Consider the following 16820-nt stretch of genomic DNA (forward strand, 5'->3'; position numbering starts at 1 on the left):
GATGCGGGGCGGTCGCGGCGGCAGGGTTGTTCCTGCAAGGCAACGACCGAACGGCCCGGGGAAACACCCCCCGGGCCGGCCTATCCACCTGCTGGGGGAACACCATGACGAAGCGTCTCGCACTCGCCGTCTGCACCGTGGCCGCGGCCTTCGCCGCCGTCCTGACGGGGACCGCGGCGACCGCCCCGTTCGACGGGGGCGCCACCCGGGTCACGGCGGGCGACCGGCCCGTGATCGTCGTCACGGCGACGACCGGCGCCACGGGCGGCTCGAACCGCCCGAAGCCCCCGACCGACACCTCCTGGGGCGGCTGACCGGCGCGACGTCCGGTGAACGCACGGAACGAGGCGCCCCGCGGGGCGCCTCGTTCCGTGCGTGCGTGCGAAGGCGCTCAGCTCGTCACCGGGCACTCCGGGGTGAGGACGACGACCGTCCAGCGGGCGCCGGCGGCGGGCTCGGCGGTACGCGCCCAGCCGTCGGGTACGTAGAGCACCTCGCCCGCGCGCAGGCGGTAGCGGAGCGAGGCGTCCCGGCCGTCGCCGCCTGTGCCGACGATGGTCCAGGTGGCCGCGCCCGCGATCTGATGGACCAGCAGATGACCGGGCGGGACGCCGGCGGGGGCGGGGCGGGCCGCGAGACCGGTCGCGGCGGTGATCTGGGCGGCCAGTGCGTCCAGAGCGGGCGTCGCCGCCGGATCCCCGCCGTCGACCTCGCCGAGTCCCTCGCCGTCACCGACGATCGGATGGTCGTGTTCCGGCCACAGGACGCCCGGGGCGCGGCCCAGGTGGAGCGCGACGAAGAGAGCGACCTCCCGCAGGTGCTCCCCCGCCGGGCCGGTGGGCCGATGGACGGGCAGGCCCTGCGGACGGCTCTCAGCAGATCCCGCCGCCGGCCCGTCGATCGGCATGTTCATCGTGCGCCCCTCAGTCTGTGCATGGCTCGCCGGCGCACCGCGACCGCCGTGCGCGCCGGGCCGCGTGCCGCGACCCCGTCGAGGAAGCATCGTCCATCGCTCAAGGTGCGTACCAGCCACGGAAACACGTTCCCCGAAAGCCGTGACACGACTGCGGGCGACCGGCTTCAGTCCGCGGCGGGCTCCTGGTCCGGCTTCGCCGCTGCGGGGTCGTCCAGCAGGCCGCGGGCCGCGGCGGCGACTCCCGCCTGGAAGCGGCTCCCCGCGCCGAGCTCCTCCATGATGTCGGCGATGTGCCGGCGCGCGGTGCGCAACGACATGCCGAGCCGCCGGGCGATGGCCTCGTCCTTCAGTCCGGCCGCGAGCAGCCGGATGATCGTCTCGTGGATCTCGCGGGCGACTTCCTCCAGCCCCTGGCCGACGGCGTTGGAGAACGGGGTGGCGTGGTCCCAGGTCTGGTCGAAGATGTCGCAGAGGTAGGCGACGGTGGCGGGCTCCCGGATCACCACGGCACCCCAACTCCCGTCGGGCACCGGTATGAACGCCAGCTCGCGGTCGAAGGCGATGAGTCTGCCGAAGAGTTCGTGCGCGGTGCGGTACTGCGCGCCGAGCGCCGAGGCGGCGGCCACGTAGGCCTGGCTGGGGCCGTTGAACCGGGCGGTGTGGTGGTAGAGGCTGCGCATGGAGATGCCTCTGCGCAGCATGGCCTCGTCCCGTCTGAGCGCCTCCTGCATCGCCTCGGGCACCCGGCTGCCGCCGCCGGGCTGGCTGGTGAGGACCTCGCGCCGGCACCGGTCGGAGGCGGCGTTCAGTGCGCCGCGCACGTCCTCGACATTGCCGAGCACCTCCAACGCCTCGCCCGCGGAACGGCGTTGGAGGTAGTGGGGCATGAAGCGCCCGAGGTCCTCGCGGATGCCGCTGATCTCCCGCTCGCGGGTGCGGATCTCCTCCTCGAGCGGTGCGGCGAGGCGGGACGCCGCGGTGTCCGGCGCCACGGCGAAAGCCACCGAGTCATCCTCCGGGCTGCGGTGCAGTAATTGGACGTCGAGCAGCCGCTGCACGCTGAGCCGGACCTCCTGCGGCGCGTGTCCGGTGCCGGCGGCGACGGTGTCGATCTCGATCGTGCGGTGCTGGAGCACCCAGCTGTAGACGTCGAGGTCGACGTCCTTGAGATCCGATAGCACCCTTGCCCCATTTTGCATGCCTTCACCCCGGGTCGCTTTGCTGCCAGGCACCTTGGTGAGGCGCCCGCCCCCTGGCGTCAGCATAAGCAAGCGGAAAGGCTGTTGATGAGCAGCTTCGACGGCGAGTCGACTTACTCGACACCGTCGTTGATACGTGAAGGAGCAGAGTGAACACCGGCCTTTCCGCGAAGAAAACCGCGTCGAGAGCGATTTCAGCCGCAACAGTTTCAGTCCCTGCCTGGGAGCCCGCACCCACCGCATCGGAGTCCGCCGTGTCCGAGACCGCCCAGCCGACCCTGCGTCCCGCCGCGCTCTCGCCCCGCGAGGAGGAGGTGCTGGCGTATCTCGCGCAGGGGTGCACCTACCGGATCATCGCCCGCCGCATGGGGCTCAGTCCGCACACGGTCGACACCTATGTGCGCAGGCTGCGCGGCAAGACCGGTTCGGTGAACCGCATCCAACTGGCTCATCTGGCATTCCAGTTGGGGTACGGTCCCGGCTACTGAGCCGAGGTTCCCTCGAAGTCCCTCATCCGCCGCAGCGGCGAGCACAGCAGGATCAGCGGGGTGAGCGTCAGCCCCGCCGTCAGGATCCACAACGCGCCGCGCACACCGGCCAGTTCACCGAGAGCGCCGGCCAGTAGCCCGCTCACCGGCAGGGTTCCCCACACCAGGAACCGCATGGTGGCCGTCATCCGGCCGAGCAGGTGCGGCGGGCAGACGGTCTGCCGGTAGGCGACCTGGCAGATGTTGTACGTGGTCACGCCCGCCGACTGCACCAGCGCGCCCAGGACGAACAGCCCCAGCCGCCAGCCCTGTTCGGCCAGGGGGAGCAGCAGGCCGAAGGGCATGGCGGCCAGCAGGGACAGCCAGGTCAGCCGGGCCGCGCCCACCCGACGGGAGAGCCGCTGGGTGACGAGCGCGGCGAGGACCGAGCCGACCGCTGCCGTGGCGAGCACCCAGCCGACCGCCGCGGGCGGCAGGCCCACGGTGCGGGTCAGGAACAGCGTCTCCAGGGCGAAGACGCCGCTGAGGCAGAGGTTCACCGATGCCGTGCTCAGCGCGATCAGCCTCAGCACGCGGTGGCGCAGGACGTGGTGGAGTCCTTCCCTGATCTCCGGCAGAAGGCCGCCGCGCCCGGACGGAGGTTGCGCGGGCCGTTCCTCCCTCGCCTCGATGCGGCCCAGCAGGGCCGCGGACGTGAGGGAGGTGACGGCCTGTCCTGCCAGGGTGCCCGCCGGGCCGAGGAGTTGGACGAGGAAGCCCGCCAGGCCGGGGCCGGCCAGTTCGGCACCCGAACGCACGGTCTCCAGCCGCGAGTTGCCCTCGATCAGCGTCGACCGGCCGACGAGGGTGGGCAGATAGCTCTGGTCGGCCACGTCGCCGAACAGCCGCGCGCAGCCCAGCAGCAGGGCGACGGTGTACAGCAGCGGCATGGAGTGGGCGTCCAGCAGCCAGGCCACCGGCACCGCGGTGAGCAGCACGGCCCGCGCCAGGTCGGCGGCGATCATGACGTCGCGGCGTCGCATCCGGTCGACCCAGGCTCCGGCGGGCAGTCCGAGCAGCAGGAACGCTGCGCTCTCGGCGGCGGCGAGCAGACCGGCCTCCCACGCGGAGGCGTGCAGGGTGAGCACGGCGGTGAGCGGCAGGGCCACGTACGTGATGCTGTTGCCGAGTTCGTTGCACACGTGCGAGCCCATGAACCGGCGGAAGTCGCGCCGCTGTCGCGGGGAGGGCTCGGGGCCCGCCGGTCCTGGGGCGGTGTCGGCGGTGGGATCGGGGGCGGCGGTGGGCTGGGACACGAAAGGTCCTTCTCTGGTGGGCTGTTCGGGTCCGGCGGGGGCGGACCCGTCCGGGGCGGTCGGTGGTTCAGACGGGTTCGGGGAGCGGCGGTTCCACGACCGCCGCCGCCCGTTGGAACGGGTCCGGCAGGGCGCGTACGTCGAGCTTGCCGCCCGGGGTGCGCGGGAGCCGGGGCAGGACGCACACCCGGGCCGGGACGAGGTGGCCCGGCGCCCGCGCGGCCACGTGCCGCCGCAACTCGCCGCCGTCCAGCGGCCGTCCGGGGGCTGCTTCGACCCAGGCCGCCAGCTGGGGCTCGCCCTCCTGCCGTACGGCGCGGGCGACGACGTCCACCACGTCCGGGTGGGCGGCGATCGCGGACTCGACCTCCTTGAGCTCCACCCGGTGACCGCGGATCTTGACCTGGTCGTCGGTGCGGCCGAGGAAGCGCAGCGTGCCGTCCGGGGCGCGCCGGACCCGGTCCCCCGTCCGGTACATCCGCTCCCCCGGGCCGGTGGCGAAGGGGTCGGCGACGAACCGTTCGGCGGTCAGGGCGGGCCGGTCATGGTAGCCGCGGGCCAGGCAGGACCCGGCGAGGTACAGCTCCCCCGCCTCGCCGTCGGCCGTGCTCCTGAGCGCCTCGTCCAGGACGTAGGCGCGCACTCCCGGCAGCGGGACGCCGAGCGGGATGACCTCGTCGGCGGCGTCCACGAGGGTCGCGGCGTGCGCCTCGTGGCAGGTGGCGGTGATCGTGGACTCAGTGAGGCCGTAGGCGCTGGTCACCGGCGGGCCGCCGGCGGCGCGCCAGCGGACGAGGTCGGCGGTGCGGCCCGCGTCGCTGCCGATGACCACATGGCGCAGGGTGGGCGGCAGCAGCCGGGGCCGGCGTTCGACGTCCTTGGCCCACTGCGACCAGTAGGGGGTGGGCAGGTTGACGAGGGTGACAGCCCGTTCGGTGAGGAAGGGCTCCAGTTCGGCGGGCGAGACGACGTTGTCGTCGACGAACACGGCCGTGCCGCCCGTGCACCAGGTGGGCAGGGCCTCCTCCAGGGCGACGTCGAAGGCGGGCGCGGCGAACTGGAGCACCCGGTCGGCGGCGGTCAGGCCGTAGCGCTCGGCGAGCACGCCGGTCTGCCGGGCGAGGCCCGCGTGGGCGACGGCGACCGGCTTGGGCCTGCCGGTCGAGCCGGAGGTGAACAGGACGTAGGCGAGCGATCCCGGGGCGACGGCGACCGGTTCGGGGCCGGCGCCCCGGCTCGCCGCGTCGGGGTCGGCGCCGGAGGCGTCGCCCCGGGTGGCCGCCCAGAACAGCTCCCGGTCGCAGCGGCGGTGCAGGCGGGCCGCGGCGGCGTGGCCGGTGACGACCGCGTGCCGGGTGCCGGCGGCGGCCAGCAGGGAACGCAGCCGCTCGTCGGGGGCGGCGGGGTCGACGAGCAGCGGCGCGGCGCCGGCGTACCAGACGCCCAGGAGGGCGACGGCCCAGTCGGCGCCCCGGCCCACGCCGACGAGCACGGTGTCCTCGGGGCCCGCTCCGGCGGCGCGCAGTTCTCCGGCGACGGCTCTGGCCCGCCGGTCCAGCAGGCGGTAGGTCAGTTCGCCCTCGGGGGCGATCACGGCCGTCGCGTCGGGGGTCCGGTCCGCCTGCCGGGCGATGCGCAGGGGGACCGGGATGTCGTCGGGGCTCATGGGGTGTGTCGTCTCCTGGTCGGTGCGGCCGGGCGGGCGTCAGGCACGGGCGCGGGGGCGCAGCGCCGGACGGGCGGGGGCGGGGGCGGCGGCCGTCAGACGGGCGGCGATGCCGGCGGGGGTGGGGGTCTCGAAGAGGTCGCGGATGGTGAGGTGTGCGCCGAGTTCGGTGCGCAGCCGTCCGGTCAGCCGGGTGGCGAGGAGGGAGTGGCCGCCGTGGGCGAAGAAGTCGTCGTCGGGTCCGGCGGCGGCGAGGCCGAGGACGGCGGCGAAGAGGGCGCAGACGGCCTCCTCGGCGGCGTTCGCCGGGGCGCGTCCGGCGGGCCGCGTGAGGTCCGCCGGGTCGGGCAGGGCCTTGCGGTCGATCTTGCCGTTGGTCGTCAGCGGCAGAGCGGGCAGCGCGAACAGCAGTGAGGGGACCATGTAGTTCGGCAGGCTCTGGGAGAGCGCCGCGCGGACGCCGTCGTCGTCGGCTTCCCCGGTGTACCAGCCGACGAGTCGCTGCTGTCCGGCGCCGTCGCGGTCCACGGTCACCACCGCGTCCCCGACGCCTGGCACGGCCCGCAGCGCGGTCTCGACCTCGCCGAGCTCGATGCGGTTGCCGCGGATCTTGACCTGGTGGTCCTGGCGTCCGAGGAAGTCCAGTTGGCCGTCGGCGCGCAGCCGGGCCAGGTCGCCGGTGCGGTACATGCGGGCACCGGGTTCGGTCGCGAACGGGTCGGGGACGTAGCGCTCGCTGCTGCGGCGGGGCTCGTTCAGGTAGCCGGGCCCGACGCCGGTGCCCGCGATGAAGAGTTCGCCGGGGACGCCGGGCGGCACGGGCGCGAGCGACGGGTCGAGGATGTAGAGCCGGTTGTTGCGCAGCGGCCTGCCGACGGGCAGCCGGCCCTGTTCGAGCAGCCCGCTCACCTCCCCCCGGACGATGAAGGCGTGCGTGTTGTCGTCCGAGCACTCGGTGAGCCCGTACGCGTTGACGATCGCCGCCTCGGGGTGGTGGCCGTACCAGCGGGTGCACAGTTCCGGCGGGAGGACCTCGCCGTTGACGACGAACCAGCGCAGCGCCGGGAGCGCCGGGCGGGGCACGCCGGAGTCCCACAGGTCGACGGCGGCGCGCACGAAGGAGGGGACGGTCTCCATGACGGTGACGCCGTGCCGGGCGACGGCGGCGAACAGGGCGTCGGGGTCGCGGGCGGTGTCGCGGGAGACGAGATGGACCCGGCCGCCGGTGATCAGCGGGGCGAGCATCTGCCACACGGAGATGTCGAAGGTGAGCGGCGCGTTCATCACCACCCGGTCGTCGGGGGTGAGCCGCAGGTCGTCGAGCTTGGCGAGCAGGTGGTTGTTCATGCCCCGCCGGTGCACCATGGCGCCCTTGGGGCGGCCGGTGGATCCGGAGGTGAAGCACACGTAGGCCAGGGCGTCGCGCCCGCCGCCGTCCCGGGACGGCGCTCCGGCCGGGCGGGTGTCGGCGTCGTCGAGGACCAGCACCCGTACCGGATGTCCGGCCGCCGCCGCGATCTGCGCGGCGCGCTCACGCTCTTCGGGCGCGGTGAGCAGCCACGGCACTCCCCCCGCGGTCAGCAGGGCGGCGGTGCGGCCGACCGGGCCGACGGGGTCGAGCGGCACGTAGGCGGCCCCGGCGCCGAGGATGCCGAGGAAGGCGACGGGCACCCGGGCGGTCGGCTCGCCGAGGACCGCGACGAGGGCGCCGTCGTCGACGCCTTCCGCGTGCAGCCGTTCGGCGAGCGCGTCGGCGCGGGCGACGAGTTCGGTGTAGGTGAGGGCGCGGCCCTGGTCGTCGGTCACCGCGACGGCGTGCGGGCGCAGTCGTGCCTGGCGCCGCACCCGGTCCGTCACCTCGGCGTAGTCCTCGTCGCGGGCGGTGTCGTTGAACTCCTCGAGCACGCGCCGCCGTTCGGCCGACGACAGCAGGTCCACCGCGCCGGCCGGGCGGGACGGGTCGTCGGCCACGGCTTCGAGGAGGCGGACGAGACGGTCCAGCAGGGCCTGCGCGTCGGCGGTGTCGAAGGCGTCCGGCCGGTGGTCGATCTGCAGGCGCAGTCTGTCGCCGGGGATGGCGGTCAGCGTGAGCGGATAGTGCGCCGCGTCGTGCGGGTCCACGGCGGTGACGCGCAGCTCGCCCGTGGACAGCGCGGCGAGACCTGCGCCGTCCACCGGATAGTTCTGGTAGGCCACGCACGAGTCGAACAGCTCACCGGCCCCGGCGGTGCGCTGGATCTCGGTGAGGCCCAGGTGGTGGTGCTCGATCAGTCGCGCCTGCTCGTCCTGGAGCCGGGTGAACAGACCGACGAGCGGTTCGGCGCGGTCGACGCGGACGCGGACCGGCACGGTGTTGATGCACAGGCCCACGATGTCGGCGACACCTGGCAGTTCGGCGGGACGTCCGCTGACGACGGCACCGAAGACCACGTCGTCGGAGCGGAGCCGGTTCGCGAGCAGCAGGGCCCAGGAGCCCTGGAGGAGGGTGCCCGGGGTGATCCGGTGGGCCCGCGAGAGGGCGGTGAGCCGCTCGGTGAGGTCGGGTGTGAGGGCGGTCTCGACGCGGTGGGGCAGCAGCGCGGAGGGGCCGGTGGAGACGGGTGCGGTGCGGCTGCCGCCGGCCAGCCCGGCCAGGGCCCGGCCCCAGGCGTCGCGGGCCGCACCGGTGTCGCGGGAGCCGAGCCAGTCCAGGAAGGACGCGTACGGCGTGAGCGGGGGCAGTGCCGCGGCGTCGGGTCCGGCGTCGTGCAGGGCGAGCAGTTCGCGGACCAGCACGGGCCAGGACCAGCCGTCCAGCAGGATGTGATGGTACGTCAGGAGCAGTCGGTGGCTCAGCGGTCCGGTGCGCAGGAGGGTGAGGCGGAGCAGCGGCGGCCGGGCCAGGTCGAAGCGGCGGGCCCGGTCCTCGGCCAGCAGCGTCCGGACGGCGTCGGCCTGTCCGTCCTCGTCCAGCGCGGAGAGGTCCCGCTCCTCCCACGGCACCCGGGCGTCACGCCGTACGACCTGCGCGGGCTCGCCGGAGGCGCGGCGGAGGAACCCGGCGCGGAGGTTCGCGTGCCGCACCAGCACGGCGTCGGCGGCGGCGCGCAGCCGTCCGGCGTCCAGCGGCCCCGACAGGTCGAGGAGCAGCTGCGCCACGTACACGTCGCGTTCCCGCTCGTCGAACAACGCGTGGAAGAGGATGCCCTCTTGGAGGGGCGAGAGCGGGAGGACGTCCTCGACCTTGGAGGCGGGCGACGGGACGGGAGGCGCGGCTGTCGCGGAGGGGGCGGGGGCAGGGGTACGGCTCACGGTGGTTTCCTGTGGTCGGTGGGTGACTGGTGGTCGGTGGGCGGGATGGGCGCGGGCCCGGTCAGGCGGGGCTGGGCCGGCGGACCCGGCGTACGACCGGGGGGTCGTCGGTGGGGGCGGTCGCGGCGGCCGACGTCGCGGCTTCGGCGAGCCGGGCCACCGTCGGGCCCGCGAAGAAGTGGCGGACCGTGACGGTCGCACCGAGCAGGGACCGCGTCTCCGCGAGGAGGCGGGTCGCGAGGAGGGAGTGACCGCCCAGGGCGAAGAAGTCGTCGTGGACGCCGACCCGTTCGGCGCCGAGCAGCCGCTCCCACAGGCCGGCGAGGGCGCGCTCGGTGTCGTTCCTCGGAGCCTGGTAGGGCTGTTCCCGGGTGGCGGGGCCGGGAGCGGGGAGGGCGGCCAGGTCGATCTTGCCGTTGGGCGTCACCGGGAAGCGGTCGAGCACGGTGACCGTCAACGGGACCATGTAGTCGGGCAGTTCCGTGCGCAGGTGCTCGCGCAGCGCCGCCGGGTCGGGCCGCCTTCCCTCGGCGGGCACCGCGTAGCCGGCGAGGACGGGCCCAGCGGGGGTCGGGACCACGGTGACCGCGGCGCGGCCCACGTCCGGGTGGCCGGCGAGGACGGTCTCGATCTCGCCCGGCTCGATGCGCAGGCCTCGGATCTTGATCTGCCGGTCGGCGCGGCCGAGGTACTCGATCCGGCCGTCCGCCGTCCAGCGGGCGAGGTCGCCGGTGCGGTACATCCGGGTGCCGGGCGGGCCGGACGGGCAGGCGGTGAAGCGCTCGGCGGTGAGCCCCGGGCGTCCCAGGTAGCCGCGGGCGAGACCGGCTCCGGCGATGTACAGCTCACCGGTGACGCCGGGCGGGACGGGGGCGAGCCGGTCGTCGAGGACGTGGAGGCGGGTGCCGTCCAGCGGGCGTCCGATCGGCACCTGTCCGGCCGGCATCTCCTGCCCTGGGGCGAGCGGGAAGAGGACGGCGAAGGTGGTGGTCTCCGTCGGGCCGTACGCGTTGGTCACGGTGGTGTCCGGGCAGTGCTCGCGGACCCGGCGGACGGCGGCCGGGGACGCTGCCTCGCCGCCGGTCATCACCTCGCGCAGCGTGCCGAGCCGTTCCGGGCAGCGGTCGGCGAGTTCGTTGAAGAGGGTGGCCGTCAGGAAGGTGCCGGTGACCCTCTGCTCGCCGATGAGGCGGGCGAGGCCGGGCACGTCCAGGTCGCCGGGCGGGGCGACGACCACGAGCCCGCCGTTCAGCAGCGGCACCCACAGCTCGTAGGTGGAGGCGTCGAAGGCGTGCGGGGAGCGCATCAGGACACGGTCGTGCGCGCCGCCGCGCCAGCGCCGGTCCACGGCGAGGGCGACGACCTCGCGGTGGGCGACGGCGACGCCCTTGGGCGTGCCGGTCGAGCCGGAGGTGTACATCACGTAGGCGAGGTCGTCGGGGCGCCCGTGGGTGCGGCTCGTAGGCCCGGGGCCCGCCGGCTCGGCACGGTGAGGCCCTTCGCCGTCCACGCCGTCCACGCCGTTCCCGCCGTCCGTCGCGAGGTCGTCGTCGAGGCGGAGGGTGTGGCGGACGCCGAGGCCGGCGGTGTCCGCGCCCGGGTCGGTGACGAGGACCGACACGTCGGCGGCGGTGAGGACCGACGCGGAGCGGGCGCGCGGTGCGCGGGCGTCCAGGGGCAGGTACGCCGCCCCGGCCTTCAGCACGCCCAGGCAGGCGGCGATCAGCTCGACGGACCGGTCCATGAGGACGGCCACCGTCGCGCCGGGGCGCACCCCGAGGGCGCCGAGCCGGGCCGCCACCCGGTCGGAGAGGGCGTCGAGTGCGCCGTAGGTCGCCTCGCGGTCGCCGCAGACGGCCGCGGTCCGTTCCGGGTGGGCGGCGGCCCGCTCGGCGAACAGGGCGTGCACGGTGGTGTCGTGGGGCACGGCCGGCGCACCCTGCCAGCCGACCGTGACGGCGGCGCGCTCCTCGGGCGTCAGCAGGTCGTGGACGGCGATCGGGGCGGCGGGGTCGGCGGCGACCGCGTCGAGGAGGAGGATCAGCCGGTCCAGGAGCCGCTGGGCGGTGGCGGTGTCGAACAGGTCGGCGGCGTGTTCGAGGGCGAGGCCGATCCCGGCCGGCCGGCCGTCGCCGGGGTCGTGGCGTTCGTCGACCTCGAGCGTCAGGTCGAACTTGGCCGTGGCGGTGCGCACGGGTTCCGTCCGGACCCGCAGGCCCGGCAGGACCGGCGCGCCGCCCGTGTCCCGGCGGCCTGCGACCGCGAGCTGGAACAGGGGGTGACGGCCGGGCGAGCGGGGCGGGTTGAGCCGTTCCACCAGGGCGTCGAAGGGCACGTCCCGGTGGGCGTGGGCGTCCAGGGCGGCGTCGCGGACCCGGTCGAGGACATCGGTGAACGCGGGGTCGCCCGAGGTGTCGGCCCGCACCACGACGGTGTCGACGAAGAGGCCCACGAGGTGTTCCAGCGCCTCGTCGTCGCGGCCGTCGACGGGGCAGCCGAGGGCGAGGTCGGTCCCCGCGCCGAGGCGGGTGAGCAGGGTGGCGAAGGCCGCTTGGACGGCCATGAAGACGGTGGCGCGCCGGTCGCGGGCGAGGCCGGCGAGACGGGCGTGCGTGGCGGCGTGCGCCTCGGCGGTGACGACGGCGCCGCGGTGGGAGGCGACAGCGGGGCGGGGCCGGTCGGTGGGGAGGGTGTGTTCCTCGGGCAGGCCGGCGAGCGCGCGGGCCCGGTGGTCCAGTTGCCGGGAGTGCTCGGAGTGCGGGTCGTCCGGGTCGCCGAGGACGTCGTGCCGCCACAGGGCGTAGTCCGGGTACTGGACGGGGAGTTCGGGCCAGTCCGGGTCCGCGCCGAGGAGCCGGGCGGTGTAGGCGGCGGCCAGGTCGCGCAGGAGGACGTCCAGGGAGGCGCCGTCGCCCGCGATGTGGTGCAGGACGAGCAGCAGGTAGTGGTCCTGCGCCCCGTCGGTGAACAGGTGGGCGCGCAGCGGCGGTTCGGCGGCCAGGTCGAAGGACGGCGTCGCGGCCTCCCGGGCGAGGCGCCGGTGCTCGCCGGCCGGGACGGCGGTGACCGTGCAGGGCGGTACGGTGCCCGGGTCGAGGACGTGCTGGTGGGGGACGCCGTCCCGGTGGGGGAAGACCGTGCGCAGTGCTTCGTGCCGGTCGGTGACGTCCGTGAGGGCGGCCGTGAGGGCGGCGCGGTCGAGGTCGCCGTGCAGGTGCAGCCCCACCGGGATGTTGTGCAGGCCGCCGGGGTCGCCGTCGCGGCAGAGGAACCACAGGCGGCGCTGGGCGTGGGACAGGGGGATCACAGCAGTTCTCCGAACTGGGCTTCGAAGTCGTCGAGTTCGGCCTGGCCGAGGCCGGGCAGGGACACGTCGGACGGGGTCAGTCCGGCGGCGCCGGGCAGTGCCGCGTGCCGGACGAGGGCGCGCAGCATGGCGAACCACTCGTGGGCCAGGGCGTGCGCGCGGTCGGCCGGGCAGGCGTTGCCCGCCCAGGTCCAGGTGGCGCTCAGGGTGGGGCCGTCGGGACCTTCGTGGGCGGCGGCGTTGACCTCCACGGCGTGGGCCATGGCCAGGCCGTCGTCGGCCTCGTCCAGGGCGAAGTCGTGCCCGGGGGCGGCGGCCCAGTCGGCCGTGTCGCCCATCGGGAAGCGGCCGAGGTAGTTGAAGCCGATCTCGGGGACGCCCAGGGCCGCGAGGGCGGGGCCGGTGCGGCTGTTGCCGTGGCGCAGCAGGCCGTGGCCGATCCCGTGGTCGGGGACGGCCCGCAGGGTCTCCTTGACCGTGCGCAGGACCGCGCCGGCGGCGGGACCGCCCGCGCGGGCGTCGTCGAGGTCGGGCCGGCCGAGGTCGAAGCGGACCGGGTACACGGTGGTGAACCAGCCGACGGTCCGGGACAGGTCGAGGGCGCCGGCGACGTCCTCGCGGCCGTGGCCCTCGACGTCGACGAGGACCGTGCCGCCGTCCTGCGGGCCGGTGAGCGGGCGGCGCCAGGCGAGGACGGCGAGGGCCAGCCCGGTGAGCAGGACGTCGTTGACGGTGCCGTTGACGACGCCGGGCACGACGGTGAGCAGCGGCCCGGCCACGTCCGGGGGCAGGGTGAGGGTGAGGCGGTGGTCCGGGGTCTCGGGGTCGAGGCGGGTCAACGGGCAGACGCCGCCGAGTGGTTCCGGAGCGGCGCGGAGTGTGTCGGTCCAGCGGGCCGCCTCGCGCATGCGGCGGCCGGACGTGGCGTCGGCGCGCAGCAGGTCCGCCCAGTGCGCGAACGGTGTGGGCGCGGGTTCGAGGACGGGGTCCTCGCCGGCGGCGAGCCGCGCCCAGCAGGTGCGCAGGTCGTCCTGGAGGATGCGCCAGGACACGCCGTCGACGACCAGGTGGTGCACGACCAGGGCGAGCCGGCCCTGCCGGCCGGGGCCGCGGTCGACGAGCACGGCGCGCAGCATGACGCCGTCCGCCGGGGACAGCAGCCGCCGGGCGGCCCGGATCCGGTCGGTGGTGAGGGCGGGCAGCTCGGCGTCGCCGGCGTCGGGCGCGCGGACGTGTTCGACCAGGGTGCGCGCGTCGACGTCGCCCGGCGGCGGCACCGAGCATCCGGCGGCGGCGGTGCCCGCCCCGCCGGGCACCGTGAGACGCAGGACGTCGTGCGTGTCGAGCAGGGCCCGCACGACGCGTACGGCGTGCTCGACGCGGAACCCGGCCGGGGTGCGGACGACGAGTGACTGGTGGTAGGTGTCGACGGGGCCGGCGAGTTCGCCGAGCCACGCCATGATCGGCGTCGCGGCCAACGGGCCGGTGCGGCGCGGGGGTCGGGAGGGACCCTCGCCCGCAGGGGGGCCGTCCGCGGCGCGGGCGGCGGTGGCGAGCGCGCCGACGCTCTCGCTGCGCAGGACGTCGCGGGTGGTGACCAGCAGCCCGGCCGCCCGGGCGCGGCTGACGACCTGGATGGCCTGGATGCTGTCACCGCCGAGCTCGGTGAAGCCGTGGCCGGGACGGACGGCGTCGACTGGCATGCCCAGCACTTGGGCGACGAGGTGGCGGAGGGTGTCCAGGGGGCTGGTCGGGACCGGGGCCCGGTCGCCCGACGGGTTCGGACGGCCGTCCGGTGTGGGGGCCGCCGGGGTGGCGTGGGCGGGGGCCGCCTGGACGGGGGTGGCATTGGCTGGGGTGGCTTCGGCCTGAGTCGCGTGGACCGCAGGGTGTGCGCGGTGAGCACCGGCGGTGGTGACAGTGGTGGCGGAGCGGGTCAGGGCCGCGTCCGCCAGGGCCGTGTCGGCCGGAGCCATGTCGGCCAGGGCCGTGATGCTCGCTGGGGAGCCCTCCCGGGCCGCCCCGGCCGCCGGTGGGGGCGGCCCGCCGGAGGCGGACGGGAGGTGTGCGGGCTCAGGCACGGGCGGTGTCCCCGGCGAGGGCCGCGACCAGGGAGGCGGGACGCATGTCCGTCCAGTGCCGCTCGACGTGGTCGAGGCAGGCCTGGCGGCTGTCCGGGCCGTGGACCGTGGTCCAGCCGGCCGGGACGGTGAGGTCGGCCGGCCACAGCGAGTGCTGGAGCTCGTCGTTGCGGACGACGAGGTAGAGGGCGTCGTCGTTCTCGAAGGGGTTGCTCATGGCGGTTCTCCTGGATGGGTTGGGTGGGAGCGCCGTACGGGTCCGTACGGCGCACGGTGGGAAGGGGCCCGGGGTGTGCGGGCCGTTCAGCGGGCGGGGCGGTGGCCGTCGACCGTGAGCCGGAGGAGGGCCCGTGCCTCGTCCAGCGCCGCCGTGACTCCCTCGGGGCCCGGGCGGCACGCGATGACGTGCCCGATGCGGTCGCCGGCGCTGCGCGCACGCCGGACGACGGACCCGGGCGCGGCGGTGACGGTCACGGCCTCGACGCCGTCCACGGCCGCCGCCCGCGACACGCCGTCCACGGCGTCGAGGACCCCGTCGGCGTCGGGGAGCAGGAACTGGATGCCGGCGTGGGCCCCGTGGCGGGGCTTGAGGTCGGGTTCCAGGCCGACCGCGGCCATGAGCTGCTGTTCGAGCAGGTCGATGCCGCAGGCCAGCCGGACGAGTTCGGGGATCATCCCGCCCGCGGGGCGCGGGTTGATCTCGACGACGGCCGGTCCGCCGGCGGTCAGCTTCACCTCGGTGTGGGCGGCGCCGAGCCGGATGCCGGCCGCGTCCAGGGCGGCCGTCACGGTCTCGGTGACGTCCTGGGCGGTGACGGCCGGGAGCGGGGCGGGGAAGAGGTGGCGGTGCTCCACGAAATGGGGTGTGCCGGTCACCGACTTGGCGGTGATGCCGACGCATTCGGTGCGGCCGTCCCGGCTGAACGTCTCCACGCTGTACTCGGGGCCGTCGAGGTACTCCTCGACGAGGACGGTCCGCGCGGTCGGCATGCCCCGCGCGTTGGTGGTGACGGCGAGGATCCGCTCGGTCTGGGCGACGGCCTGCTCCTCGTCGGCGCAGAGCAGGACGTTGACCGAGCCCGAGTCGTCGGCGGGCTTGACCACGCACGGCAGGCCGGTCCGGGCGACGGCCGCGGCGACCTCGCCGGGATCGCGCACCACCGCGTACCGAGGCTGGCGCACCCCGGCGTCCTCCAGCAGCGCGCGCAGGGCCGACTTGTCGCGGCAGGCGGTCACAGCCTCGGGCGGGTTGCCGGGCAGGCCGAGCCAGCGGGCCAGACGGGCGGCGGCGGGGACGTAGAAGTCGCTGGTGGTGGTGATCCCGGCGATCTCCTCGCGGCGGAAGCGGTCCTGGAGGGCGGCCCGCAGCGCGGCGTCGGAGTTGGTGTCGCAGCGGATGACCTCGGCTCCGGTGGCCTCCAGGCCGCGGTAGCGGCCGGGGTCGCCAGTCAGCAGGACGGGCGCGGTGTCGAGCCGGTCCCGGGCCAGGTCGAGGGCGAGCATGCCGGTGCCGGTGGTGTTGGACTCGACGAAGACGAGGTGCCGGCGCAGGTCGGCGGGGGCGGCGTAGGACTGGCGGGACCAGCTCTCGACGGTGGTCCCGGCGGGTACGACGGCCGGCCGGTGGGGCGTGGGCAGTGCGCGCAGGCCGTGGTCATCCCAGTGCTCGTCGCTGTAGACGGTGTCGGCGTAGCGGTCGCCCCGGTCGGGCAGGATGCCGACTATGCGCGAGCCGGGCTCGGCGCGCCGGGCCAGGTCGCCGAGGACGCGGTAGACCGAGCCGGAGGTGTTGCCCCCGAAGATCTGCTGTTCGCGGGCGAGTTCGCGGGTGGCGGCGAACGCCTCGTGGTCGTTGAGCCAGTGGACCTCGTCGACGAGGGAGCGGTCGAGGTTCTTCGGCAGCAGGCTGTTGCCGAGGCCGCTCTGGAGCCGCTGCGGCAGGTCGGGCTGCCCGAACAGGGAGCTGCCGACGCAGTCGACGCCGACGACGCGCACGGCGGGCAGGGACTCCCGCAGGGCCCGGCCGGTCCCGCACAGCGAGCCGCCGCTGCCGACGGCCCCGACGAGGGCGTCGATGTGGCCGAGGTCGTCGAGGAGTTCACGGGCGAGGTCGCGGTAGGCGCCGGGATTGTCGGGGTTGGTGTACTGCTGGGGCCAGAAGGCGCCGGGCAGTTCGGCCATCAGCTCCGCGAGCCGTTCCAGCCGGGCGGACTGCCAGCCGTGACTGGTCATCGCGTCGACGATGTGCACCTGGCAGCCCAGGGCGCGCAGTTTGGCCAGGGTGACGGGATCGATGCGCGGGTCGGTGACGATGTGCACCTCGTGGCCGAGGGAGCGGCCGACGAGGGCGACGCCCAGCGCCATGGTGCCGGAGGAGCTCTCCACCACAGGGGCGTCCGGGCGCAGGGTGCCGAGCCGTCTTGCCTCCAGGACGATGTTGCGGGCGACCCGGTCCTTCATCGCGAACAGGTTCTGGAGCTCCAGCTTGGCGTAGACCTCCACCCCGCGCTCCGCGCCGAGGCGCAGCCGGACGAGCGGCGTACGGCCGATCGCGTCCGTCAGCGTGTCGAAGAGCAT

At 75.2% G+C, this 16820-nt stretch carries 11 protein-coding genes; 2 read left to right on the forward strand and 9 right to left on the reverse strand.

Annotation, left to right across the window (positions count from 1 at the left end; all coding sequences use genetic code 11):
- The first annotated feature begins 104 nt into the window (after positions 1–104).
- Positions 105–314 (forward strand): hypothetical protein, encoded by a 210-nt coding sequence (locus tag ACFYXA_RS09720; RefSeq protein WP_352247420.1) that lies wholly within the window; start codon positions 105–107, stop codon positions 312–314.
- 77 nt (positions 315–391) lie between these two features.
- On the opposite strand, the gene ACFYXA_RS09725 is transcribed toward ACFYXA_RS09720, so the two are convergent.
- Together ACFYXA_RS09725 and ACFYXA_RS09730 are read right to left on the reverse strand one after the other, a co-directional pair.
- The gene (locus ACFYXA_RS09725; protein WP_352247419.1) at positions 392–913 is read right to left on the reverse strand and encodes a hypothetical protein; all 522 of its coding nucleotides are present in this window, start codon (positions 911–913) and stop codon (positions 392–394) included.
- Positions 914–1080: 167 nt separating this feature from the next.
- The gene (locus tag ACFYXA_RS09730) at positions 1081–2097 is read right to left on the reverse strand and encodes a helix-turn-helix transcriptional regulator (RefSeq protein WP_352247418.1); all 1017 of its coding nucleotides are present in this window, start codon (positions 2095–2097) and stop codon (positions 1081–1083) included.
- Between the two features lie 272 nt (positions 2098–2369).
- On the opposite strand from ACFYXA_RS09730, the gene ACFYXA_RS09735 reads away from it, so the two are divergent.
- Positions 2370–2603 (forward strand): helix-turn-helix transcriptional regulator, encoded by a 234-nt coding sequence (locus tag ACFYXA_RS09735; RefSeq protein WP_351089141.1) that lies wholly within the window; start codon positions 2370–2372, stop codon positions 2601–2603.
- Here the strand turns inward: ACFYXA_RS09735 and ACFYXA_RS09740 are convergent.
- The 7 genes from ACFYXA_RS09740 to ACFYXA_RS09770 all read right to left on the reverse strand — a co-directional run bounded on the left by ACFYXA_RS09740 (position 2597) and on the right by ACFYXA_RS09770 (position 16820).
- On the reverse strand, positions 2597–3898 hold the full coding sequence (locus ACFYXA_RS09740; RefSeq protein ID WP_389030266.1) for an MFS transporter: 1302 nt from the start codon (positions 3896–3898) through the stop codon (positions 2597–2599). The genes ACFYXA_RS09735 and ACFYXA_RS09740 overlap by 7 nt on opposite strands.
- Before the next feature lie 67 nt (positions 3899–3965).
- Positions 3966–5564: an amino acid adenylation domain-containing protein gene (locus tag ACFYXA_RS09745; protein ID WP_389030269.1), complete on the reverse strand. Its 1599-nt coding sequence runs from the start codon at positions 5562–5564 to the stop codon at positions 3966–3968.
- Positions 5565–5603: 39 nt separating this feature from the next.
- Positions 5604–8855, reverse strand: a complete 3252-nt coding sequence (locus ACFYXA_RS09750; protein WP_389030272.1) for an amino acid adenylation domain-containing protein — start codon at positions 8853–8855, stop codon at positions 5604–5606.
- Between the two features lie 61 nt (positions 8856–8916).
- Positions 8917–12162: an amino acid adenylation domain-containing protein gene (locus tag ACFYXA_RS09755; protein WP_389030275.1), complete on the reverse strand. Its 3246-nt coding sequence runs from the start codon at positions 12160–12162 to the stop codon at positions 8917–8919.
- Entirely contained in the window at positions 12159–14243 is a 2085-nt protein-coding gene (locus tag ACFYXA_RS09760; RefSeq protein WP_389030279.1) for a condensation domain-containing protein, read from the reverse strand. Before ACFYXA_RS09760 ends, ACFYXA_RS09755 begins: the two co-directional genes overlap by 4 nt.
- Positions 14236–14460, reverse strand: coding sequence for an MbtH family protein (locus ACFYXA_RS09765; protein WP_389030282.1), 225 nt, complete (start codon positions 14458–14460; stop codon positions 14236–14238). Before ACFYXA_RS09765 ends, ACFYXA_RS09760 begins: the two co-directional genes overlap by 8 nt.
- Before the next feature lie 86 nt (positions 14461–14546).
- Entirely contained in the window at positions 14547–16820 is a 2274-nt protein-coding gene (locus tag ACFYXA_RS09770) for a pyridoxal-phosphate dependent enzyme (protein ID WP_389030285.1), read from the reverse strand.

The sequence above is a fragment of the Streptomyces sp. NPDC002566 genome (assembly GCF_042889585.1).
In the GTDB taxonomy this organism is placed as follows: domain Bacteria; phylum Actinomycetota; class Actinomycetes; order Streptomycetales; family Streptomycetaceae; genus Streptomyces.

Bases quoted from the DNA above. Each gene is read 5' to 3' on its own strand.
- ACFYXA_RS09725 (WP_352247419.1), bottom strand. From the start codon at position 913: ATGAACATGCCGATCGACGGGCCGGCGGCGGGATCTGCTGAGAGCCGT.
- ACFYXA_RS09745 (WP_389030269.1), bottom strand. From the start codon at position 5,564: ATGAGCCCCGACGACATCCCGGTCCCCCTGCGCATCGCCCGGCAGGCG.
- ACFYXA_RS09770 (WP_389030285.1), bottom strand. From the start codon at position 16,820: ATGCTCTTCGACACGCTGACGGACGCGATCGGCCGTACGCCGCTCGTC.
- ACFYXA_RS09720 (WP_352247420.1), top strand. From the start codon at position 105: ATGACGAAGCGTCTCGCACTCGCCGTCTGCACCGTGGCCGCGGCCTTC.
- ACFYXA_RS09765 (WP_389030282.1), bottom strand. From the start codon at position 14,460: ATGAGCAACCCCTTCGAGAACGACGACGCCCTCTACCTCGTCGTCCGC.